Here is a 20125-nt window from a genome sequence, read left to right as displayed (position 1 = left end):
CACCGTCGGTTGCCGCAGCGTAAGTGGTGTCACCTTTCGTGACCACTCGTTTCCGCAAGAGTGTGCGAAGTTAGGGCTACCTAACCCGGCCTGGTTGCGGCAGGCTGTGAGGGTGACCGCGCCGACCGACTCCCTCACCGACCTGCTCGGCGGGCGGCGCGGCGCGCTCGACGCGACCGTGCCGCCGGTGGCGTTCGCGCTCGGCTGGGCGGTCTCCGGGCAGACGCTCGGCTGGGGCGCCGCGGTCGCCGTCACCGCCGCCGCGGCCATCGGCGGCTGGCGGCTGAGCCACGGCGGCAAGATCACCGCGGTGGTCGGCAGCCTCGCGGCAGTTGTCGCCGGGGTGCTCATCGCGCTCTACACCGGCCGCGCGGCGGACTTCTTCCTGGTGCAACTCCTGTCCAATGTGGCCAGTGCGCTGGCGTGGGCGCTGAGCATCCTGCTCCGGTGGCCACTGCTCGGCGTGGTCGTCGGCCTGGTACTCGGCCAGAAGGCCCGCTGGCGCCGCGACCCCGACCTGGTGCGCGCGTACGGCAGGGCGAGTTGGGTGTGGGTGTTCGGCCAGTACACGCTGCGGACGGCGGCGTTCGGCCTGCTGTGGTGGTGGGGCAACGTCGTGGCGCTGACGGCGGCGCGGATCGCGCTGTCCTGGCCGCTGGTAGCTGTCGTGCTGGCGGCGAGCGCGGTCGTGCTGCGCCGGACGCTGCCGCCGGGCCACCCGGGTGTGCGCCACCCGCGCGTACCGGAACCCGCATGTTGACTGAACACGATCGCGACCAACCCGGTACTCGGCTAATGCTCGTCGCCGAATAGGTGTCGCAGGAATCGAGAAGGATCGGCAAGAAACCCGCGCGTCAGCACAACGGGCTCGGCCTCGTCGAAGTCAACCTTGTCGATCGCACCGTCGCTGTCGATCTCTAGAATGCGGGCGCCAGGGGCGGCAAGCAGGATCGGCGAGTGGGTGGCGACAACGAACTGTGACCGCTGCTCGACCAAGTCACCAATTCGTGCCAACAAAGCCAGGCATCCACGCACCGACAGGGCCGCCTCCGGCTCGTCCAGTAGATACAGCCCGTCCGGGCCGAACCTGTGGATCGCCAGTTCCAAAAAGGACTCTCCGTGGGAGCGTTCGTGCAGGGAGCGTCCGCCGTATGCCTGCAGGAGACCGGGGTCTGCCCGCTCCAGCCGTTCGATCTCGGTGGCTACGTTGTAGAAGGACTCGGCACGAAGGAAGTACCCGGTTCGCGGCTTGCCGTTCCACCGCACGATGAGGTGCTCCCCCAGCGATGATTCGGTGGCGCGGGTGGCGAATCGGAACGACTGCGAGCCGCCTTCGGCGTTGAACCCGGCCGCCACTGCCAGCGCCTCCATCAACGTCGATTTGCCGGTGCCGTTGTCACCGACCAGGAACGTCACTCCCGGGTCCAAGTCCAGTCCGTCCGCCACAGCCAGGTGGCGCACCACGGGCAGGGTGAACGGGTACCGGCCGGTGTCGGCGTCCTTGTCCAACCGGATCTGCTTGATGAACCCGCCCCTCGCGATGGCGCGAGTCACCAGATGAGCCAATGCTCGGTACCCATCGTCGCTCCGTTCAACAGTGGACAAGGCGAGACGCCGCATAGTCGCCGGGATGCAACGAGCCCCTCGGGCAGGCACGCCCTGTCCGAGGGGCTCGGCTCTGGCCAGTCAGTGGTGCAGGCGACCGTCCTTGATCGCGGCCAGCATCGTGGGTAGGTCGACACGCAAGACCGGCCCGGTAGGGCCGAGCTTGCTGTCCCGCACCGCGCCAGTGTCGATCGGGGCGACCTCCACACAGTTGGACACCGACTGCGACCGAGACGACTTGCGCCACCGGGGCGCTGCTAGATCCATCATTTACACCTCCATCCGGTCTCGGTTGTCGAGAATACGACGCATGGACAGTGTCTCACTCAATGCCACCTCGCTGAGCCGGGTCAGCCTGCGGAGGTAGGGCGCCACGTACGCATCGTCATCGAGAAACGCGCCCGAGCGAGCCATCTCGACGTGCACCACGGTTGCTGGCGGAACGTCCAGAACCATGAACGCTTCAACGCGGCCGAGACGCGGCATGTTGTGCGTCGGGACGATGCGAATCGTGATGTTCGGCTGGTTGGCGGCATCCGCCAGCGCGGAGAGTTGATCACTATGGATAACATCGTTGCCGATCAGTGCGGATTCGCCGAGCAAGGCGACATACTCCACGTCACCCCTGGTCAACCGGTGTTTGCGCCGTAGCCGGGCGGTCAGCCGCGACTCGACCTCGTCCGGCGAGATCCCGTCGTCGAGCATGAACGACCGCGCGTAGTCCAAGGTCTGGAGCAGGCCGGGAACCAGCAGCGGCGACCAGTCGGTGATCCGCGCCGCACGATCCTCGTAGTCGACCAACGTCGCCGACTCCTGCGTCATGCCCGGCTGGTTCAACTCCCACCAGCCGGGATCGTGCAGCGTGCGGGCCATCGTGAGCAGTTGGTCCCGCTTCGGGCCGGTCACTCCGTAGCGCCCGAGCAGGCCGGCTACCTCGTCGGGAGAGATGTTCCGCTGGCCGTTCTCCAGTCGGGACACGCGAACCGGACGACAGCCCCACCACCCTGCCCGAACGGTTCGACGAGATCCTCGTGGCCAGCCGACGCCACGCCAAGGTCCTCGCCGGCCACGACATCGCCGCCGATCTCACCGCGCTCATGGCGTTCGGCGTCGACCGTCGGCTCCCCGGAGTGGACAGCATCCGCCAGCAGTGGACCGCACGCCAGGCCAGGGAACGCGGGACCGCCAAGGTGATCGACACCGCGCACGACATCGGCGAACTGGCGGTGACCGACCTGGCCGCGGTGTGCGAGCACGCCGCACTCAAGGCCGCCACGCTCGCCTCTCCTGAAGGCCCCTCGCTGGCGGTGACCGTGCGACAGGCCATCGTCCGCACGCTGGCGATCGCCCTCGTCGCGGCCCGCGCCACCGGCCGATACGACTGGACCAGCCCGGTCGACCTGGACGAACTCGTCGCCGACGCGGCCTGGGACCACCTCGACCAGCTCGACCGTCTCGTCGAGAAGCCGACCGACGCGCTCGCCCCCTGACCCACCCGGTGGTGGGGCGGCCCCCCCCAGGACCCGGCCCCCCCCCCCCCCACCCCCCCGCCCGGGCCGGCAGCGAACCCCCCACCCACCCCCCCCCCCCCGGCGGGGCCCCCCCCCCCCCGGGCCCCCCCCCCCCCACCCCGACATCCCGAAGGAGCGGACATGATCATCACCACGAACATCCCCGGCAAGAACGGCCGGGCACCCCGCCGCACCGCCGGGACGACGCTCTGGGCATCCATCGACGTCGAGTGGACCAAGAACTACCGGATCAAGAACGGCAACAAGCCGTTCTGCTACTCCGTGGTCTACGCCGTGCTCCCCCGCAGCGGCGACTCCGTCGACCTGACCGAGCTGCCCTTCTCCTACACCAGCGTCTACATCGAGAACCCCGACGAGATCCCCGCGCTGCTGGCCGCGGCCAACAAGGCGGTGAGCACCGCTTTCACCGCCGCCGACCACGTCACCGGCCACCAGTTCACCAGCGACCTCGGCGTCCTGGCCAACGCGAGCGCCGAGCCCCTGGAGGACGTCGCCACCGCCCGCGAGACCTGGCTGAACCGCCGTGACGGCGACCTGGCCGAGCGTCGCGTCATCGACACCCGCTACGACACCGACCACGTGCTGGCCTGCAAGTCCCGCCGCCTGGTTGACGTCTGCACGGAGCTGCGGCTCGACGTCACCCAGCCCGAGCTGCGCACGAAGTCCATGACGGCGCTGCACCGCGCCTACCTCGACCAGGGCTCGGTCGAAGCCCGCGAGCGCGTCAGCGTGCTCAACCTGCGCCACAGCCTGTCCACCGCCCTGGTTGCCTTCCGCGCCACCGGCCACGCCGGCTGGAGCGGCACCCTCAACGTCAACCGGCTGCTGGCCGACCAACTCGACGACTCCTTCGCCTGGCTCGCCCATCCGACCTTCACCGACCTGCTGTGAAAGGGACTCCGTGACGATCCGCGACTGCCTGACCATCGCCATCGACGGCACGCACGCCTCCGGCAAGACCACCCTCATCCACGCCCTGACCGCCCACTACCGGCGTCAGGGCGTCAACGTCGCCGCGATGGGCGAACCGGCTCGGACCAGCCCGTTCATGGAGGAGATCGTCATCCACGGCCGCGGCACCTTCGATCTTGCCGCCGAGGTCGACGTGTTCGCCGCCCACCTGCAGTTCTACCTGCGCACCGCGCGCCACCACCAGCTCCTCATCGCCGACAAGACGATCGTCAACGTGCTCGCCTACGCCCGGATGCTGCTCGACGTCGCACCCGGCAGCCTCGATGCCGCGGTGCTCGACGCGATGGAGCACTTCTGCCGAGCCTGGGCGCCCACCTACGACGTCGTGTTTTTCACCCACGATCACTACGACCAGCCCACCGACGGCTTCCGCGCCAAGGTCTCCGGCCTGCAGGACAAGGCCGCCACCACGCTGCGCGAGCTCTACGACCGGCTTGGCGTGCCCGTACTCGACGTCCCCGCGGGACTCGAGACCGACGAGCGCGTCGACTGGATCACCCGGCGGGTCGCGGAGGCGGGCTTGGTCCTCGCCGGATAACCTGTGGCCTTCCACGCCGCCGACCAGCACAGGATGACCACGACGTGCCGTACACCAGCTATGTTGACGTCCTGCTCCTCCTGGTCCGCGACGAGCATGTCCTGCTCGCCCAGCGCTTCGACACCGGCTACGCCGACGGCGACTGGAACCTCCCCTCGGGCAAGCTCGAAGAGGGCGAGGACATGGTCGCCGCCGTCATCCGCGAAGCCCGCGAAGAGATCGACGTCGAGCTGGACCGCGCCGACCTGGACATGGTCACGTCCGTGCACTACCTCAACCCCGAGGGGCATGCCCGCGTGGGTTTCTTCTTCCACGCCCGCCAATGGCGCGGAGAGCCCCGCAACGCCGAGCCGAACAAGTGCTCGCAGATCCGGTGGTTCCCCCTCGGCCAGCCCCCGGCCAACACCGTGCCCTACACCCACGCCGGGATCGAGCTCTTCGGTCGCGGCGAGCCCTTCGGCCTGCAGGGCTGGCCGCACCCGGCCGTCCCAGCCTTGGTCGGGCGCTGAACCCAAGCGCCGCACCACGGCCACTTCAGGCGAGACCGGCCCCAGCCAGCACCCGGAACAACTGAGCGCCGCCGTCGTCGGCCGCGGCGATGCGCGGAAGCAACGCTCACGCCAATCCTCGCCCTCTCAAACATCAGCGGGCCGTCGAGTTCGTGCTCAGCGACCCAGGTGCGCGGGCTCGCCGACCGGATCCGGCGACTCGACGATCCCCACGTACTGATGATCGACGGGGACGGCGGCGATCGCTCCGAGGAGAATGTTCCGCTCGCCGTTCTCCAGTCGGGGCACCCAGTCGACCGACTCTCGCTCCGCCGGGCAACCGATGACCGCCGTCGGCGTCCTAGCGAGCGGAGCAGTAGACTTGTGTACTTGAGAATAGGAGGTGGGCAGTATGCTCGTTGATCCACGGAGCGACCGTCCGGTGTATCACCAGATCGCAGATGAACTCCGACGCCGAATCGTAGAAGGTGTCTACGTGTCCGGCGCACAGCTACCCAGCGAGACAGACCTGCTCGGGGAGTTCGACTTCAGTCGACTGACCGTCCGGCGCGCGCTGGCGGTGCTCCAGCAAGAGGGTCTGACCGAAGCCCGAAGGGGTCGAGGGGTCTTCGTGCGGAACGCACCCCCGGTAGTCCGGCTGGGTAACAGCCGCTTCTCGCGGGCAGCGAGAGCAGCGGGCAAGGGTGCGCTGGCCGCTGAAGCGGAACGGCTTGGATTGACCTGGTCGCAGCAGGATCTCGGCCTGGAGGCTGTCCCAAGCCCCCCGGCGGTGGCGCTCGCGCTGGGACAGGCGGAAGCGGCTGTCAAGCGCCGCCTGATGCTGATCGACGGCGAGCCGACGCAACTGGCGGACAGCTACGTACCCCTCGACGTGGCGGAGGACATCGGCTTCCTGCGGGGGGATACCGCTCCCGGTGGCCTTTACGGCCTGCTTGACCAGCACGGACACACTGTGACTCGCTTCCGGGAAGAGTTGGCAGTCCGTTCCGCCACGCCAGAGGAGGCTGTCGCGCTGCACCTGCCATTGGCTGCGCCCGTGGTGTTGTTGGTTCGATTGGCCTTCAACCAGGAAGACCGCGTGGTCGAGTACTTCGACAGCGTGGCCGCTGGTGACCGCCACCGGTATGTCTACGAGTTCGATGCTCCGAGAGAGTGATTCGTAGGTCGATGACCTGTTGAAACTGGCCCCACGAAGGTGGGGTCTTCTCTTCCGCCAGCAACTTATGTACATTAGTACTCAACTACATAACTGGCCTGGTGGAACGGTTGGAAGCACCGCGAATGAGCGCGGGCGCCCGGTGCAGTGACTCGACTTCCGCACCGGGCGCCGGTTACAACCCCCTTCAGTTGAGGAGTGTGTGCAGGTGGATGCACAGAGTGCGATAGACGGTCGCGAGGTCTTGAACCGATGGCCGCACATTGCGCGGTGTCTGCGGGTCGTGTCGGCCGACTGGGTGGAGGGCAACTTTCATGGGTGGGTCTTCTGTGTCAGGGACGCGTTGAGTCCGGCTGATCGGGCGGCGGCCTATGAGCAGTGGGCTGACTTCTACCAGTGGCGGTTGGTCTTGCGGGCGCAGGAGTTGGCCGGTGATCGCGTCAAGCGTCATGTGGTGGCGGTGTGGACGGAGGAGATGACGAACTGCTGTCGGCGGTGCGCGGCCTATGAGCGGGGTGAGGATCCTGGGGAGTGGGTTCCGCTGTGGGAGCGGCGCCCGGATCTCGACGTGGCCGGGCGCGCGATCGTGGCCGAGATCATTGCGGAGTCGCATGCACGTGGCCGTCAGGCGGAGGCGGGGCGGGGCGGGGACCTGCGCAAGGCGGGGTAGGGCGGTCCGCCAATCGACCGCCTTACTGGGGAAGCAGCAGGTTGACCTCGCTGAACTCGTACCCCGAACCCCCTCGCTCGGGTGTGACGATCAGTTCGGTCCAGCCTGCGTGCACATGTTCACCGACTCAGGACACTACGGTCGCGGTCGCACCGCGGTCGGGCCGAAGGCGTCGAGGGCGGCCAGCCAGGCCGCGCCCGCGGCACCGTCCTTGGCGGTCTCCACGGTGTGCTCCGGCGCCAGGATCTCCCGCAGCGCGACGCCGACCGGGTTGTCCGGTCCGGCCACGGTGCCCGCCAGCACGATCGGACCGGGGGACCGGGCCGCCACCGCCTGGTCGGCCAGCGCCCGCGCCGCCCGCGTCACGATGTCGGCCGCCACCGGGTCGGTCGTGTGTGCGCTGACCAGCGGCGCGAAGCGGGCCAGTTCGATCGGGGCGGCGCCGTTGACCGCGGTGATCAGCCGGGCGAACGCGTTGTCCGTGCCGTCCAGCGCGGTCGCCAGCACCGCCGCCGCGAGCGGTCCGTGCGGTTCGCCGGACTGGAGGGTGCGCAGGGTCGCGCGGACCGCCTCACGGCCGATCCAGTACGCGGAGCCCTCGTCGCCGAGTAGCCAGCCGAAGCCGCCGACGGTGGTCCCGCGCCGCCTGCCGGTGATCCGCATGGCGATGGACCCGGTGCCCGCGATGAGCACCGTGCCGTCCGGCTCGGCGGTCCCGGAGACGAACGCGACTTCGGCGTCGGTCACCACCCGCGGCGCGACCCGCACGCCCGCGTCCGCGAGCGCCGCGTGGAACACCGACGCCACCGCCGGGTCGCTGAGCTTGGACGCGCCCGCCATCCCCAGCACGCACGCCAGCGCGTGCCGCGGGCCGAGTGCGGCGGCCACGGCCTCGGCCACCCGCGCCGCCGCGACCTGGGGCGGGTGCGAGTTCGGGTTCGCGCCGCCCGCCGCGCCGCGGCCCAGGACCGCCCCGGCCGCGTCCACCGCGAGGGCCCGGGTGGAGGTGCCGCCCACGTCGATCCCGACCGCCACCCCGTCCACGAAGTCCTCCTCGCGCGCACTGCTCCGTTTGGCGTAACATGGCGACGCCCGCTCCGTCCACCCCCTCGACGGAGCGGGCTTCCCCTGTCCGGCCGAGTCTAGGTCGGCTACCGGGTGCGGGTGATCTTGCGCAGGCCGCGCGGTTGGTCCGGGTCGCCGCCGCGGGCCAGCGACAGGCCCAGGACGAGCCGCTGGACCGGCAGCACCTCCAGGATCGGGGCCACCTCCTCCGCGGTCGGCGGCACCTCGATCCGCAGCGTGGCGGGCACGGACCCGGCCGCCGAGCCCACCGCGACGATGTCCGCGCCGCTGCGCTCCACCACCGCCAGCACCTCGCGCATGGCCGCGCCGCCGTGCCCCGCGCTGGCCAGCGCGAGCACCGCCGTCTTCGCGTCGACAGCGGCGACCGGGCCGTGCAGCAGGTCCGCGCCGCTGTACGCGCGGGCCGACAGGTAGCTGGTCTCGGCGAGCTTGAGCGCGGCCTCGGCGGCGGTGGCCGAGGAGTAGCCGCGGCCGGTGGTGACCATCCGGTCGACGAACCGCAGCCGCGCGACGGCCTCGTCCACGGCGTCCGCCGACTTCGTCATCGTCCGCTCGGCCAGCTCACCGAGGTCGGCGACGGCCGCGCCGGTGCCGCCGCGCACGGTGTCGACCAGCAGGTACAGCGCCAGCAGGGTCGCGGTGTAGGACTTGGTGGCCGCGACCGCCAGTTCCGGGCCCGCGCCGATGTCGACGGCCAGCTCGGCGGCCTCGACCAGCGCCGAGTCGGGCGTGTTCGTCACCGCGACGGTCAGCGCGCCGCGGTCGCGGGCGGCGCGGGTGGCCTCGACCAGGTCGGGGGAGCCGCCGCTCTGGCTGACCGTCACGTACAGCACGTCGGTCAGGTCGGGGCGGGCGCCGTAGAGCGTCGTGGTGGACGGCGAGGCCAGGCCCGCGGGCAGTTCGAGCAGCACCTCGGTGAGGTACTTGGCGTAGAGCGCGGCGTGGTCGCTGGACCCGCGCGCGGCGAACAGGGCGAACCGGGGCGCGCGGGCCGTGATCCGGGCGGCCACGTCGGCGAGGTCGGCCCGCCGGGCCACGGCGGCCGCCAGCACCGCGGGCTGTTCGGCGATCTCGGCGCGCATCAGGTCGCCGGTCGGCTGGTTCGGCATCGCGGACTCCTCACCAATAAGGTCTAGACCAATCGTAGCGGACGCGGGCCGTGTCCACCCGATCGCGGGGGGCAAAACCGGCGGGTGTGATCGCGGGGAGGACCCTCGGCAGGGCATTCTGTACGCGGTGCGCGATTCAGGAGGACCCATGCTGGAGATGTCCACGGCCGATGGGCCGGACACGGTGGCGCGTGTGCAGCGGGAACCGAAGTACTGGGGCCTCAAGAGACACCTGCTCGACCTGCTCGGCTCGATGCCGCCCGGCTCGCCCATTCCCACCGAGCGGTCGCTGGCCACCGAGTTCGACGTCTCCCGCACCACTGTCCGGCAGGCGCTCGCCGAACTGACCGTCGAGGGCCGCCTGCTGCGCGTGCAGGGCAAGGGCACCTTCGCCGCCGAGCCCAAGGTCGCCCAGCGGCTACAGCTCTCCTCCTACACCGAGGACATGCGCGCCCAGGGCCGCGAGCCGTCCTCGAAGCTGCTGGAGGTCACCGAGATCCCGGCCGAGGCCGAGCTGGCCCGGCTGCTCGGCATCCGCGCGGGCGCCAAGGTGCTGCGCCTGCACCGGCTGCGGCTGGCCGACGGCGAGCCGATGGCCATGGAGACCACCCACCTGCCGCTCGGCCGGTTCCGCGGCCTGCGCCGCCACGTCAGCGGCGGCGGCTCGCTCTATCAGATCCTGCGCGAGCGGTTCGACGTGCAGATGGGCCACGCCGAGGAGACCATCGAGACCGCGCTCGCAGGCCCGCACGAGGCCGAACTGCTCGGCGCGGACGTCGGCATGCCGATGCTGCTGCTCTCCCGGCACTCGTTCGACACCGACGAGCGGCCGGTGGAGTGGGTGCGGTCGGTCTACCGGGGCGACCGGTACAAGTTCGTCGCCACGCTCAACCGCCCGTAGTGGCGACCATCGAGAGCGACGTCCGCTGGGGCAGCCGGTCCGCGCGCGGGGTGCTGGCCACCACGATCCTGGGCTCCGGGATGGCGATGCTCGACGGCACCATCGTCAACGTCGCCCTGCCGCGCCTCGGCGAGGAACTCGGTGCCTCGGTCGCCGGTCTACAGTGGATTCTCGACGGCTATCTGCTCGCGCTCGCCGCGCTGATCCTCATCGCGGGCTCGCTCGGCGACCGCTACGGCAGGCGGCGCGTGTTCCTGGTCGGCGTCGTCTGGTTCGGCGCCGCGTCGGCGCTGTGCGGGCTCGCGCAGAGCACCGAGATGCTGGTCGCCTCCCGCGTGTTGCAGGGGGTCGGCGGCGCGCTGCTCACCCCGGGGTCGCTCGCGATCCTGCAGTCGGTGTTCCACCGGGAGGACCGGGCCCGCGCGATCGGCGCGTGGTCGGGCCTGGGCGGCATCGCGGCGGCGGCTGGTCCGCTGGTCGGCGGCCTGCTGGTGCAGGTCTGGTCGTGGCGGCTGGCGTTCCTGATCAACGTCCCGCTCGCGGTGGTGTGCGTGTGGCTGGCCCGCAAGTACGTGCCCGAGACCCGCGACGAGCAGGCCGCCGGACGCCCGGACGTGCTCGGCTCGGTACTCGGCGCGCTGGGCCTCGCCGGGGTCACCGCCGCGCTGGTGGAGGCCCCGGTCCGCGGCGCCGACTGGCTGGTGCTGGGCTGCGGCATCGCGGGCGCGGTGGCGCTGACCGTGTTCGTCGTGCTCCAGCGGCGCCTGCGCGACCCGCTGGTGCCGCCCGCGCTGTTCGGCAATCGGACGTTCGTCATCGCCAACGGGCTCACGTTCGTGGTTTACGCCGCGCTCGGCGGCGTGATGATGCTGATGGGCCTGCAACTACAGATTTCGCTGGGCTACCCGCCCACGGCCGCGGGCGTCTCGGGCCTGCCGATCACCGTGGTGATGCTGCTGCTGTCGTCCCGCTTCGGCGCGCTGGCCGCGCGCTACGGGCCGCGCTGGTTCCTCGTCGGCGGGCCGCTGCTGCTCGCGGTGGGCATCCTGCTGCTGACCAGGGTGGCGCCCGGCGCGTCGTACGTGGGTGCCGTGCTGCCCGCCGTGCTGGTGTTCGGCCTGGGGCTGGCTGTCGTGGTCGCGCCGGTCACCGCGACCGTGCTGGCCGCCGCGCCCGACCGGTACGCGGGCGTCGCGTCCGGGGTGAACAACGCCATCGCCCGCACCGGCAGCCTGCTCGCGGTGGCGGTGCTGCCCGCGGTCGCCGGACTGACCGGTGCCGCGTATGCCGACCCGACCGCGCTGACGTCGAGCTGGCGGACGGCGCTGGTGGTGTGCGCCGTCCTGGCCGCGCTCGGCGGACTGGTGGCCATCGGGGTGCACGGCAACGTGCTCTCGGCGGACCCGGAGACCGAGCCCGCCGAGGTCCCCCACCCCGGCGACTGCCTGCACTGCGGAGTGGAGGGGCCGCCAACGCACGTCGTGCCCGCCCGGTCGGGCCAGTGACGCGCACCCTGCTGACCAGCCGCGACGACCTCGCCGAGGTGTCCTGGGCGGACGCGGCCCTGCCGGACACCGTGCCGGACGGAGCGGTGTTGGTCAGAGTCGAGGCGGTCGCGTTCACCGCGAACACGGTGACCTACGGGCTGCTCGGCGAGCGATACCGCTACTGGGACTTCTTCCCGACCCGCCCGGGTTGGGCTGCCTGCCCGCGTGGGGCACCGGGGTGGTGCTGGAGAGCGCCGCGCCGGACGTGCCGCGCGGGTCCCGGGTGTTCGGGCTGCTGCCGATCGGCACCCACTGCCTGCTCACGCCGGACCGGGTGACGCCGACGTCGCTGCGGGACGCGTCGCCGCACCGGGGCCACTTGCCGCCCGCCTACCAGCACTACGACCGGTTGCCCGCCGAAGACCCGCCGCACGCCGGGCGACGCGCTCGTCGCGGACCCGGGCGAGGAGGTGTTCTCCACGGTCGACCAACTGCGCCTGCTCACCCGCGAGCTGGGGCGCGCCGAACTCGGCCGCCGCCAGGAGGCGGCCTGGCAGTCCTACCTCGACCGCGCCCGGCCCTGGGTGGACGTGGTGCGCGCCCAGGGCCCGAGCGAGGTCGAGGCGGCCTACCGCGAGGTGCTCGACGGCCGCTGCCCGCCCGCGCACGGCCACGTGCTCAGCGTGTAGCCAGCAACTCGGCCAGCGTCGCCGGTTCGAGGTTGCCGCCGGACACCACGGCGACCGTGCGGCCCTTCGGCAGTTCGTCGGCGCGGTAGAGGTAGCCCGCGGTGGCGACAGCGCCGCTGGGCTCGGCGACGAGGTTGGCGCGGTGCGCGATCTCGGCCACCGCGCGCCGGATCTCGTCCTCGCTGACCGTCACGATGCCGTCGACCAGGGCCCGCTGGTGGGCGAACGTGAGCGCTGACGGCTGGCTGCGCAGCCCGTCGGCGATGGTCCGGTTGCGGTCCGCGACCGGCCACGACACCAGTTCGCCCGCCGCGAGACTCGCCGCGGTGTCCGCCGCCAGTTCCGGCTCCACGGCCCACACCTGGGTCGCGGGCCGCAGTGCCTTCACCGCCGCGGCGATGCCCGAGATCAGGCCGCCGCCGCTGACCGGGGCCAGCACGAGGTCGACGTCGGGCAGGTCGGCGATGATCTCCAGGCCGATGGTGCCCTGGCCCGCGATGACGTCCGGGTGGTCGAACGGCGGGATCAGCGTGGCGCCGCGCTGCTCGGTGATCTCGTGCGCCCGCACCTCGCGCTGACCCACCGCGACCAGCACCACCTCGGCGCCGTGCGCCCGGGTCGCCTCGATCTTGACCCGCGGTGTGTCCTCGGGCAGCACGATCCACGCGGGGATGTCGAACAGCTTCGCCGCGTAGGCCACGGCCTGCGCGTGGTTGCCGCTGGAGTACGCGACCACGCCGCGCGCCCGCCGCTCGTCGGTGAGCCGGGCGACGGCGTGGTAGGCGCCGCGGATCTTGAACGCGCCGATCGGCTGCAGGTTCTCCGGTTTGAGCCACAGTGGACGGTCGGGCGCGGTCCAGGGGCACGGCAGCAGCGGCGTGCGCACGGCGGTGCCCTTGATGAGGTCGGCGGCGGCTTGGATGTCTTCGAGGGTGACCAGGTTCACCCCTCCAGTGTGCACCGGACCGACCTGTCCACAGTGGACTGCGGGGTGTCGCCGTGCTCACCATCGGCCGCAATGCCGCCACTCCAACGGACCAGACGGCCACCCTGCGTGCGTGAGCGAGTAACCGAACCTGTGCCCAGTCGGCCCTTTCCTGACCGGAACCGGCCGGAATACGGTCGTCCCATCCCGTCGGGGAAGGTCCGGGCGGGCGGGCCGACCCCCTGCGCGGCTCGCCCGCCCGTCGGCGGGATCAGCCTCGCAGGGCTGCGGAGAGCCGCTCGGCCGCGGACTTCGGGTCGTCCGCCGTGGTGATCGCGCGCACCACCACGACCCGGCTCGCGCCCGCGGCCACCACCTCGGGCAGCCGGTCGCCGTCGATGCCCCCGATGGCGAACCACGGCCGGTCCGGGCGCGCCGCGGCCGTGTCGCGCACGCGGTCGAGACCCGGCGCGACGCGGCCCGGCTTGGTCGGCGTCGGCCAGCAAGGGCCGGTGCAGAAGTAGTCCACGCCCGGCTCGACGGCCGCGGCGGCGGCCTGCGCGCGGTCGTGCGTCGACCGCCCGATCACCATGTCGTCGCCGACCACGCGCCGGGCGAGCGGGACCGGCAGGTCGTCCTGGCCGAGGTGCAGTACGTCGGCCCCGGCGGCGAGCGCCACGTCCGCGCGGTCGTTCACCGACAGCAGCGCACCGTGCGCGGCGCACACGTCGGCGAGCACGGCCAGCGCGCGCAGCTCGGGCCCGGCTTCGAGCGTCTTGTCGCGGAGTTGCACGACGTCGACCCCGCCCGCGAGCGCGGCGCCGACGAACTCGGCGAGATCGGGCCGCGCCGCGGTGCACAGGTAGAGGCGCGCGTCGCTGAGCCTGCGGCGGATCTGGTCCCCGTCGAGTCCTGGCATGTCACGGACGCTACGGTGAAGGCTGGTCGCACGGGAGTCCGGGGAACCGGGCTGAGAGGGAGCTGACATCGCTCCGACCGTCGAACCTGATCCGGGTCATGCCGGCGCAGGGAGCGTGAGGGTGTGCGAAATAACCGGCGGGTCGCCGTCGTGGGCGGCGGCGTCATCGGGCTGTCGGTTGCCTGGGTGCTCGCCGAGGCGGGCCACGCGGTCGTGCTGGTCGACCTGGCGCCCGGGCGCGGCGCGTCCTGGGTGGCGGGCGGGATGCTCGCCCCGGTCACCGAATCCTGGCCAGGCGAGGAGCACGTGCTCGCCCTCGGCAGCGCCTCGCTCGCCGGATGGCCCGCGTTTGCCGCGCGGCTGTGCCAGGCGGGCGGCGATCCCGGTCTGCGGACCGAGGGCACCCTCGCCGTCGCGCTCGACGCCGCCGACGCCGCGACGCTCGACGTGCTCGCCGGATACCTGCGCGACCGGGGCCGCGCGGTCGAGCGGCGCACCGGCCGCGAGCTGCGCGCGCTGGAACCCGGCATCGGCCCGCGAGTCCGCAGTGGACTGTCAGTGCCCGGGGATTTGGCTGTGGACAACCGTTCCCTGCTGGTCGCGCTGCACTCGGCGGCGAAGCGGGCGGGGGTCGAGTTCGTCGCCGAACGCGCGCGGTCGGTGCGCGGCGGTGCGGTGGAGCTGACCGATGAGTCCACAGTGGAGTGTGCGGTGGCGGTGATCGCGGCTGGCGCGTGGAGCGGCGGTCTGCACCCGGCGCTGGCGGCGCTGGTGCGTCCGGTGAAGGGCGAGATCCTGCGGCTGCGGGCCCGCCCGGGCGCGCTCCCGGTGCCCACGCGGACCGTGCGCGCGCACGTCGAGTCGCGGCCGGTCTACCTGGTGCCGCGCACCGGCGGCGAACTGGTGCTCGGCGCCACCCAGTACGAGGCGGGGTTCGACGCCGAGGTCACCGCGGGCGGCGTGCGCGACCTGCTCGCCGACGCCGGGCAGGTGCTGCCGGGCATCGCCGAGTACGCGCTCGTCGAGTGCGCGGCCGGGCTGCGCGCGGGCAGCCGCGACAACCTCCCGCTCATCGGCTGGCTGGAACCCGGCGTGCTGGCCGCCACCGGGCACCACCGCAACGGTCTGCTGCTCGCCCCGGTCACCGCCGACGCGGTGCTCGCCATCCTGCGGGACGAGGAGCCGCCCGCCGCCGTGCGGGCCGCCGACCCGGCCCGCTTCGCCACCGGAGGGACGCGATGAGGATCGAAGTCAACGGCACGCCGCGCCAGGTCGCCGAGGGGGCGACGGTCGCCGACGTGCTCGCCGGGCTGCGCCTGCCCGCGGTCGGGATCGCGGTCGCGCTCGACGGCGCCGTGGTGCCGCGCGCCGAGCACGCGTCGACCGTGCTGCCCGCCGGGGCCGTGCTCGAAGTGCTCACCGCCGTGCAGGGCGGCTGACGTGGACGACCCGCTGGTCATCGCCGACCGGACGTACTCGTCGCGGCTCATCACCGGCACGGGCGGTGCCGCGAACCTCGCGGTGCTCGAACGGGCGCTGGTCGCGTCCGGCACCGAGCTGACCACCGTCGCGCTGCGCCGGGTCGACGCAAAGGGCGGCTCCGGCGTCCTGGAAGTGTTGCGGCGCTTGGGAATCGATCCGCTGCCCAACACCGCGGGCTGTCACACCGCGGCCGCGGCGGTGCTCACCGCCCGGCTCGCCCGCGAGGCGCTCGGCACCCACTGGGTCAAGCTGGAGGTGGTCGCCGACGACCGCACCCTGCTGCCCGACCCGGTCGAGCTGCTCGACGCCGCGCGGACCCTGGTCGACGACGGGTTCGTGGTGCTGCCCTACACCAACGACGACCCGGTGCTCGCGCTGCGGCTGGAGGAGGCGGGCTGCGCCGCGGTGATGCCGCTCGGCTCGCCCATCGGCACCGGGCTCGGCATCCGCAACCCGCACAACATCGAGCTGATCGTGGCCCGCGCGGGCGTGCCCGTGGTGCTCGACGCGGGCATCGGCACGGCGTCCGACGCGGCGCTGGCCATGGAGCTGGGCTGCGCGGCGGTGCTGCTCGCCACGGCGGTCACCCGCGCCGCCGACCCGGAGAAGATGGCCGCCGCCATGCGGTCCGCCGTCGTCGCGGGCCGCCTCGCGCACGCCGCGGGCCGCATCCCGCGACGATTCTGGGCCAACGCGTCCAGCCCTGCCATCCCGGTTTCCGCTGCGACACGACACAATGAGGTATGACGACATCGGCCGGTGAGCCCGCCCCCGGCGACATCCCGGCGCGGCTCTACCTCGCGATCGGGCGGCTCTCCCGCTCGCTTCGGCGCTCCGGCAGTCCCGGCCTCGGCCACGGCTCCATCTCCGCACTGTCCACTTTGGTCGGCTGCGGCGAGCTGCGGCTCGGCGACCTCGCGGCCAAGGAGGGCGTCGCGGCGCCCACCATGTCCCGGATCGTGGCGGGCCTGGTCGAGTCCGACTACGTGCGCCGCGAACCCGACCCCGTCGACCGCCGCGCCTGGCTGGTGCGGGCCACCGAGGAAGGCGAGCGCATCGTCTCCGGTGTGCGGTCCACCCGCGTGCAGGAACTCGGCCGCAGGCTCGACCGGCTCTCCGCGGCCGACCGGGCGCTGCTGCTCGGGGCGATCCCGGTCCTGGAGGCCCTGCTCGCCGAGGAACCCAAGGCGTAGCGCCGCTTGCCTGCGACTTGTCAGCGGCGTCTTCGCGGACTTATGGGGCAAGGAAAGTCTCGGCGTCGGGCAGGCGCCACAGCGGGGAGACCGGGCCGACACCCGCGCCCAGCGGATAGGCGTGCCGGACCGACTCGACGATGAAGTCCTTGCCCGCGCGGACCGCGCTCGGCACGTCGTTGCCTTTCGCCAGGGCCGCGGTGATGCACGAGGCGAGCGTGTCCCCGCTGCCGTGGGTGTGCACCTCCGCGAACCGGGGGCCGACCAGCTCGGTGAACTCGGTGCCGTCGTAGAGCAGGTCGAGGCATTCCGGGTCGTCCCACAGGTGTCCGCCCTTGACCAGCACCCACCGCGATCCGAACTCCGCCAACGCTTCGGCGGCATCCCGCTGCTGGTCCCGGGATCGCACGTCGATCCCGGTCAGCAGCCGGACCTCGTCCAGGTTCGGGGTGATCAACGTGGCTCTGGGGAACAGTTCGGTGCGCAGCGCGTCGAGCGCGTCGTCGCGGAGCAGGGGGTCGCCGTGCATGGACGCCGCGACCGGGTCGACCACCAGCGGGATCGCGCCGCCTCGTCCGATGTGGACTCGGTCGCAGGCGGCGGCCACCGCGGCGATGATCTCCGCGGTGGCCAGCATGCCCGTCTTCGCCGCCTGGACGCCGATGTCGGTGGCGACCGCCTCGATCTGGGCGGCCACCACCGCCGCCGGGATTGCCGTGAACCCGGTGACACCCAACGAGTTCTGCACCGTCACCGCGGTGACCGCGGTCAGCCCGTGCACCCCGCAGGCGAAGAACGTCCGCAGGTCGGCCTGCAGGCCCGCGCCGCCGCCGGAGTCCGATCCGGCGATGGTCAGCGCCCTCGGCGGCGTGGTCACCGGTCGACCACCGGGAGGTAGACCTGCTTGCCGCGGTCGGCGAACTCCGTCGACATCTCGGCCATTCCCGCCTCGATCGCCTCCACAGTGGACAGTCCGTGCCGCTCGGCGTAGTCGCGCACGTCCTGGGTGATCTTCATCGAGCAGAACTTCGGCCCGCACATCGAGCAGAAGTGGGCCGTCTTCGCCTGCTCCGCGGGCAGCGTCTCGTCGTGGAACGACCGGGCGGTATCCGGGTCGAGGGAGAGCGCGAACTGGTCGGCCCAGCGGAACTCGAAGCGCGCCTTGGACAACGCGTCGTCGCGTTCCTGGGCGAGCGGGTGGCCCTTGGCGAGGTCGGCCGCGTGCGCGGCGATCTTGTAGGTGATCACGCCGGTCTTGACGTCGTCGCGGTTGGGCAGGCCGAGGTGCTCCTTCGGCGTGACGTAGCAGAGCATCGCGGTGCCCAGCCAGCCGATCTGCGCCGCGCCGATGGCCGAGGTGATGTGGTCGTAGCCCGGCGCGATGTCCGTCGCAAGTGGACCGAGGGTGTAGAACGGCGCCTCACCACAGAGTTCTTCCTCCAGCCGGACGTTCTCGGCGATCTTGTGCAGCGGCACGTGGCCCGGGCCCTCGATCATCACCTGCACGTCGCGGGCGCGGGCGAAGTGGGTCAGCTCGCCCAGGGTGCGCAGTTCGGCGAACTGGGCCTCGTCGTTGGCGTCGGCGATCGAGCCCGGCCGCAGGCCGTCGCCGAGGGAGAACGTCACGTCGTAGGTGCGCAGGATGTCGCACAGCTCGGCGAAATTCGTGTAGAGGAAGCTCTCCTTGTGGTGCGCCAGGCACCACGCGGCCATGATCGCGCCGCCGCGCGAGACGATGCCGGTGACCCGCTTCGCGGTGAGCGGGACGTAGCGCAGCAACACGCCGGCGTGCACCGTCAGGTAGTCGACACCCTGCTCGCACTGCTCGATCACGGTGTCGCGGTAGACCTCCCAGGACAGCTTCGCCGGGTCGCCGTCGACCTTCTCCAGCGCCTGGTAGATCGGCACCGTGCCGACCGGAACGGGAGAGTTGCGCAGGATCCACTCGCGGGTCTCGTGGATGCGCTTCCCGGTGGACAGATCCATGACGGTGTCGGCGCCCCACCGGGTGGCCCACACCATCTTGTCGACCTCGTCCTCGATCGACGACGACACCGCCGAGTTGCCGATGTTCGCGTTGATCTTGACCAGGAACTTCTTGCCGATGATAGTCGGCTCGGACTCCTGATGCCGCCGGTTGACCGGGATCACCGCCCGCCCGATGGCCACCTCGTGCCGCACGAACTCCGGCTCGACGCCTTCGCGCGCGGCGCAGAACCGCATCTCGTTGGTGATGACGCCCGCTTTGGCGTAGGCCAACTGGGACACCGCCCCGGCGATCGGCTCGCGGAGCCAGCCCTCCCGCAACTTGGGGAGTCCACTGTGGACGTCGATCGACGCGGCGTCGTCGGTGTACGGGCCGGAGGTGTCGTACAGGTCGATGTGCTCGCCGTTGGTCTGCACGACGCGGCGGACCGGGATGCGCAGGCCGTCGCCCGCGTCCCGGTATGCCTTGTGCGACCCCGCTATCGGGCCGGTGGTCACGGTGGGGCGCACGGAACGGTCGTCAAGAGCGGTCACGAGAAGTCCTCCCTACGCCGGCATTACCCGGTCAGGTTCATCGGTCGGCGGCACCGGGTCCGAAGATCGGACACCAGCCGCCCTCTCAGCCCGCCATGGCGCGAGCTCCCGCGGTTGTCTCACCGACCATAGCCGGGGCTGCCAACCAATGTCACAGGGAGCCACTAGGGTTCTCCGCTATGGCGCAGCAGCCGTATCCGCCGGGCGCACGACTCCTGGCGAGACCCGACACGGCGAAACCGTGCCCGGCGTGCGGCGACCTCCTCGGTCGCGGCTACCCGGACTGCGTGACCTGCGCCGAGCGCGTGGATTCCTACTGGAAGGCCGATTGGGCCGCCCTGCTCGACGACCAGGGCATCGTCGAGGGCGACCCCGAGGAGCGCGAGCTGGCCGGGCGCGTTGTCGCCGACGACCCGGGCGCGCACCCGTGGACGTGCGTCGACTGGGCGTTGCGCCTGATGACCTGCCCCGCCTGCCGAGCCGAACTGGCCACCGGCGATCCCGGCTGCCTGTCCTGCGCGGGCGCCGACCAGACCCGCTGGGCCTGGGACGACGCCGGGATGCCCGTATCGATGACCCGCAACGAACACGACCTGCGCGTCGCCGTCGCCTGTCTGCGCGCCGCCGACCGCAGGCGCGACACGATTGTGGCCTATAGCAGGCTTTCGCTGCCTTTCCTGCTGACCGGCGACAGCGCGAGCCGCGCGCAGGCGCAGCGCATCCGCACCCACCTGCTCGCGAGCCGCCGCGACGAACTCGCCGCGGCCGACAGCTTCGCCGCCATGGCATCCCTGCCCGACCTGCCCTGGCGCGACCGCCGCTAGAGACACGC

Annotated in this window: 24 protein-coding genes, 1 pseudogene and 1 riboswitch; of the genes and pseudogenes, 16 read left to right on the top strand and 9 right to left on the bottom strand. The window is 71.9% G+C overall.

Going from position 1 to position 20125, the window contains the following annotated elements; translation table 11 throughout:
* Positions 1 to 112: 112 nt before the first annotated feature.
* Positions 113 to 760, top strand: coding sequence for a DUF3159 domain-containing protein (locus tag ACT4N7_RS00755; protein ID WP_444826560.1), 648 nt, complete (start codon positions 113 to 115; stop codon positions 758 to 760).
* Between the two features lie 32 nt (positions 761 to 792).
* On the opposite strand, the gene ACT4N7_RS00750 is transcribed toward ACT4N7_RS00755, so the two are convergent.
* The 3 genes from ACT4N7_RS00750 to ACT4N7_RS00740 form a co-directional block, all read right to left on the bottom strand.
* Positions 793 to 1554 (bottom strand): AAA family ATPase, encoded by a 762-nt coding sequence (locus ACT4N7_RS00750; protein WP_444826559.1) that lies wholly within the window; start codon positions 1552 to 1554, stop codon positions 793 to 795.
* Between the two features lie 132 nt (positions 1555 to 1686).
* Positions 1687 to 1875 carry a DUF397 domain-containing protein gene (locus tag ACT4N7_RS00745; protein WP_444826558.1) on the bottom strand — a complete coding sequence of 63 codons (189 nt, stop codon included), beginning with the start codon at positions 1873 to 1875 and terminating at the stop codon, positions 1687 to 1689.
* Positions 1876 to 2478, bottom strand: coding sequence for a DUF5753 domain-containing protein (locus ACT4N7_RS00740; protein ID WP_444826557.1), 603 nt, complete (start codon positions 2476 to 2478; stop codon positions 1876 to 1878).
* A gap of 158 nt (positions 2479 to 2636) precedes the next feature.
* Between ACT4N7_RS00740 and ACT4N7_RS00735 the strand changes: the two genes are divergently transcribed.
* The 6 genes from ACT4N7_RS00735 (at position 2637) to ACT4N7_RS00710 (ending at position 6982) form a co-directional block, all read left to right on the top strand.
* Positions 2637 to 3095: a hypothetical protein gene (locus ACT4N7_RS00735; protein ID WP_444826556.1), complete on the top strand. Its 459-nt coding sequence runs from the start codon at positions 2637 to 2639 to the stop codon at positions 3093 to 3095.
* Between the two features lie 162 nt (positions 3096 to 3257).
* Complete coding sequence (locus tag ACT4N7_RS00730; protein ID WP_444826555.1) at positions 3258 to 4028, top strand: hypothetical protein; 771 nt, start codon at positions 3258 to 3260, stop codon at positions 4026 to 4028.
* 10 nt (positions 4029 to 4038) lie between these two features.
* Positions 4039 to 4647, top strand: a complete 609-nt coding sequence (locus tag ACT4N7_RS00725; protein WP_444826554.1) for an AAA family ATPase — start codon at positions 4039 to 4041, stop codon at positions 4645 to 4647.
* A 44-nt stretch (positions 4648 to 4691) separates the two neighbouring features.
* Positions 4692 to 5156: an NUDIX hydrolase gene (locus ACT4N7_RS00720; RefSeq protein WP_444826553.1), complete on the top strand. Its 465-nt coding sequence runs from the start codon at positions 4692 to 4694 to the stop codon at positions 5154 to 5156.
* 391 nt (positions 5157 to 5547) lie between these two features.
* Complete coding sequence (locus ACT4N7_RS00715) at positions 5548 to 6312, top strand: GntR family transcriptional regulator (RefSeq protein WP_444826552.1); 765 nt, start codon at positions 5548 to 5550, stop codon at positions 6310 to 6312.
* Between the two features lie 283 nt (positions 6313 to 6595).
* On the top strand, positions 6596 to 6982 hold the full coding sequence (locus ACT4N7_RS00710; protein ID WP_444826551.1) for a hypothetical protein: 387 nt from the start codon (positions 6596 to 6598) through the stop codon (positions 6980 to 6982).
* A gap of 135 nt (positions 6983 to 7117) precedes the next feature.
* On the opposite strand, the gene ACT4N7_RS00705 is transcribed toward ACT4N7_RS00710, so the two are convergent.
* Both ACT4N7_RS00705 and ACT4N7_RS00700 read right to left on the bottom strand, forming a co-directional pair.
* On the bottom strand, positions 7118 to 8026 hold the full coding sequence (locus ACT4N7_RS00705) for an N-acetylglucosamine kinase (RefSeq protein WP_444826550.1): 909 nt from the start codon (positions 8024 to 8026) through the stop codon (positions 7118 to 7120).
* Positions 8027 to 8133: 107 nt separating this feature from the next.
* Positions 8134 to 9177, bottom strand: a complete 1044-nt coding sequence (locus tag ACT4N7_RS00700) for an SIS domain-containing protein (protein ID WP_444826549.1) — start codon at positions 9175 to 9177, stop codon at positions 8134 to 8136.
* Between the two features lie 148 nt (positions 9178 to 9325).
* Between ACT4N7_RS00700 and ACT4N7_RS00695 the strand changes: the two genes are divergently transcribed.
* From ACT4N7_RS00695 to ACT4N7_RS00680, 4 genes and pseudogenes are all read left to right on the top strand, one after another.
* Positions 9326 to 10078, top strand: a complete 753-nt coding sequence (locus ACT4N7_RS00695) for a GntR family transcriptional regulator (protein WP_444826548.1) — start codon at positions 9326 to 9328, stop codon at positions 10076 to 10078.
* The gene (locus ACT4N7_RS00690; protein WP_444826547.1) at positions 10078 to 11583 is read left to right on the top strand and encodes an MFS transporter; all 1506 of its coding nucleotides are present in this window, start codon (positions 10078 to 10080) and stop codon (positions 11581 to 11583) included. Before ACT4N7_RS00695 ends, ACT4N7_RS00690 begins: the two co-directional genes overlap by 1 nt.
* A gap of 220 nt (positions 11584 to 11803) precedes the next feature.
* Positions 11804 to 11932: pseudogene (locus ACT4N7_RS00685) on the top strand (DUF2855 family protein); the annotation flags it as partial.
* A gap of 103 nt (positions 11933 to 12035) precedes the next feature.
* Positions 12036 to 12254 carry a DUF2855 family protein gene (locus tag ACT4N7_RS00680; RefSeq protein ID WP_444826546.1) on the top strand — a complete coding sequence of 73 codons (219 nt, stop codon included), beginning with the start codon at positions 12036 to 12038 and terminating at the stop codon, positions 12252 to 12254.
* Here ACT4N7_RS00680 and ACT4N7_RS00675 read toward each other — a convergent pair.
* Together ACT4N7_RS00675 and thiE are read right to left on the bottom strand one after the other, a co-directional pair.
* Positions 12244 to 13200, bottom strand: coding sequence for a threonine ammonia-lyase (locus ACT4N7_RS00675; RefSeq protein WP_444826545.1), 957 nt, complete (start codon positions 13198 to 13200; stop codon positions 12244 to 12246). The two genes, ACT4N7_RS00680 and ACT4N7_RS00675, sit on opposite strands and share 11 nt — an antisense overlap.
* A gap of 250 nt (positions 13201 to 13450) precedes the next feature.
* Positions 13451 to 14098, bottom strand: a complete 648-nt coding sequence (gene thiE / locus ACT4N7_RS00670; protein ID WP_444826544.1) for a thiamine phosphate synthase — start codon at positions 14096 to 14098, stop codon at positions 13451 to 13453.
* A 20-nt stretch (positions 14099 to 14118) separates the two neighbouring features.
* Positions 14119 to 14228, top strand: a riboswitch (TPP riboswitch).
* On the opposite strand from thiE, the gene thiO reads away from it, so the two are divergent.
* The 4 genes from thiO to ACT4N7_RS00650 all read left to right on the top strand — a co-directional run bounded on the left by thiO (position 14222) and on the right by ACT4N7_RS00650 (position 16773).
* On the top strand, positions 14222 to 15340 hold the full coding sequence (gene thiO, locus ACT4N7_RS00665) for a glycine oxidase ThiO (protein ID WP_444826543.1): 1119 nt from the start codon (positions 14222 to 14224) through the stop codon (positions 15338 to 15340). It overlaps the preceding riboswitch by 7 nt.
* Complete coding sequence (thiS, locus tag ACT4N7_RS00660; protein ID WP_444826542.1) at positions 15337 to 15537, top strand: sulfur carrier protein ThiS; 201 nt, start codon at positions 15337 to 15339, stop codon at positions 15535 to 15537. Before thiO ends, thiS begins: the two co-directional genes overlap by 4 nt.
* 1 nt (position 15538) lies before the next feature.
* Complete coding sequence (locus ACT4N7_RS00655) at positions 15539 to 16327, top strand: thiazole synthase (protein ID WP_444826541.1); 789 nt, start codon at positions 15539 to 15541, stop codon at positions 16325 to 16327.
* The gene (locus tag ACT4N7_RS00650) at positions 16324 to 16773 is read left to right on the top strand and encodes a MarR family winged helix-turn-helix transcriptional regulator (RefSeq protein WP_444826540.1); all 450 of its coding nucleotides are present in this window, start codon (positions 16324 to 16326) and stop codon (positions 16771 to 16773) included. Before ACT4N7_RS00655 ends, ACT4N7_RS00650 begins: the two co-directional genes overlap by 4 nt.
* A 40-nt stretch (positions 16774 to 16813) precedes the next feature.
* Here the strand turns inward: ACT4N7_RS00650 and thiD are convergent, their stop codons facing one another.
* Together thiD and thiC are read right to left on the bottom strand one after the other, a co-directional pair.
* A complete protein-coding gene (gene thiD / locus ACT4N7_RS00645) occupies positions 16814 to 17650 on the bottom strand; it encodes a bifunctional hydroxymethylpyrimidine kinase/phosphomethylpyrimidine kinase (protein WP_444826539.1) in 837 nt (278 codons plus the stop codon).
* On the bottom strand, positions 17647 to 19293 hold the full coding sequence (gene thiC, locus ACT4N7_RS00640; protein ID WP_444826538.1) for a phosphomethylpyrimidine synthase ThiC: 1647 nt from the start codon (positions 19291 to 19293) through the stop codon (positions 17647 to 17649). Before thiC ends, thiD begins: the two co-directional genes overlap by 4 nt.
* Before the next feature lie 179 nt (positions 19294 to 19472).
* Here thiC and ACT4N7_RS00635 point away from each other — a divergent pair, with 179 nt between their 5' ends.
* Positions 19473 to 20117 (top strand): hypothetical protein, encoded by a 645-nt coding sequence (locus ACT4N7_RS00635; protein WP_444826537.1) that lies wholly within the window; start codon positions 19473 to 19475, stop codon positions 20115 to 20117.
* Positions 20118 to 20125 lie beyond the last annotated feature (8 nt).

The sequence above is a fragment of the Actinokineospora sp. genome (assembly GCF_052390155.1).
GTDB lineage: Bacteria > Actinomycetota > Actinomycetes > Mycobacteriales > Pseudonocardiaceae > Actinokineospora.
This window is presented reverse-complemented; position numbering and strand designations above follow the sequence as displayed.

What these genes read in the sequence shown, in the direction of transcription:
- ACT4N7_RS00745 (WP_444826558.1), bottom strand. Translation starts at nt 1,875, where the DNA reads ATGATGGATCTAGCAGCGCCCCGGTGGCGCAAGTCGTCTCGGTCGCAG.
- ACT4N7_RS00740 (WP_444826557.1), bottom strand. Translation starts at nt 2,478, where the DNA reads ATGGCCCGCACGCTGCACGATCCCGGCTGGTGGGAGTTGAACCAGCCG.
- ACT4N7_RS00730 (WP_444826555.1), top strand. Translation starts at nt 3,258, where the DNA reads ATGATCATCACCACGAACATCCCCGGCAAGAACGGCCGGGCACCCCGC.
- ACT4N7_RS00715 (WP_444826552.1), top strand. Translation starts at nt 5,548, where the DNA reads ATGCTCGTTGATCCACGGAGCGACCGTCCGGTGTATCACCAGATCGCA.
- ACT4N7_RS00700 (WP_444826549.1), bottom strand. Translation starts at nt 9,177, where the DNA reads ATGCCGAACCAGCCGACCGGCGACCTGATGCGCGCCGAGATCGCCGAA.
- ACT4N7_RS00695 (WP_444826548.1), top strand. Translation starts at nt 9,326, where the DNA reads ATGCTGGAGATGTCCACGGCCGATGGGCCGGACACGGTGGCGCGTGTG.
- thiE (WP_444826544.1), bottom strand. Translation starts at nt 14,098, where the DNA reads ATGCCAGGACTCGACGGGGACCAGATCCGCCGCAGGCTCAGCGACGCG.
- thiS (WP_444826542.1), top strand. Translation starts at nt 15,337, where the DNA reads ATGAGGATCGAAGTCAACGGCACGCCGCGCCAGGTCGCCGAGGGGGCG.
- ACT4N7_RS00650 (WP_444826540.1), top strand. Translation starts at nt 16,324, where the DNA reads ATGACGACATCGGCCGGTGAGCCCGCCCCCGGCGACATCCCGGCGCGG.
- ACT4N7_RS00635 (WP_444826537.1), top strand. Translation starts at nt 19,473, where the DNA reads ATGGCGCAGCAGCCGTATCCGCCGGGCGCACGACTCCTGGCGAGACCC.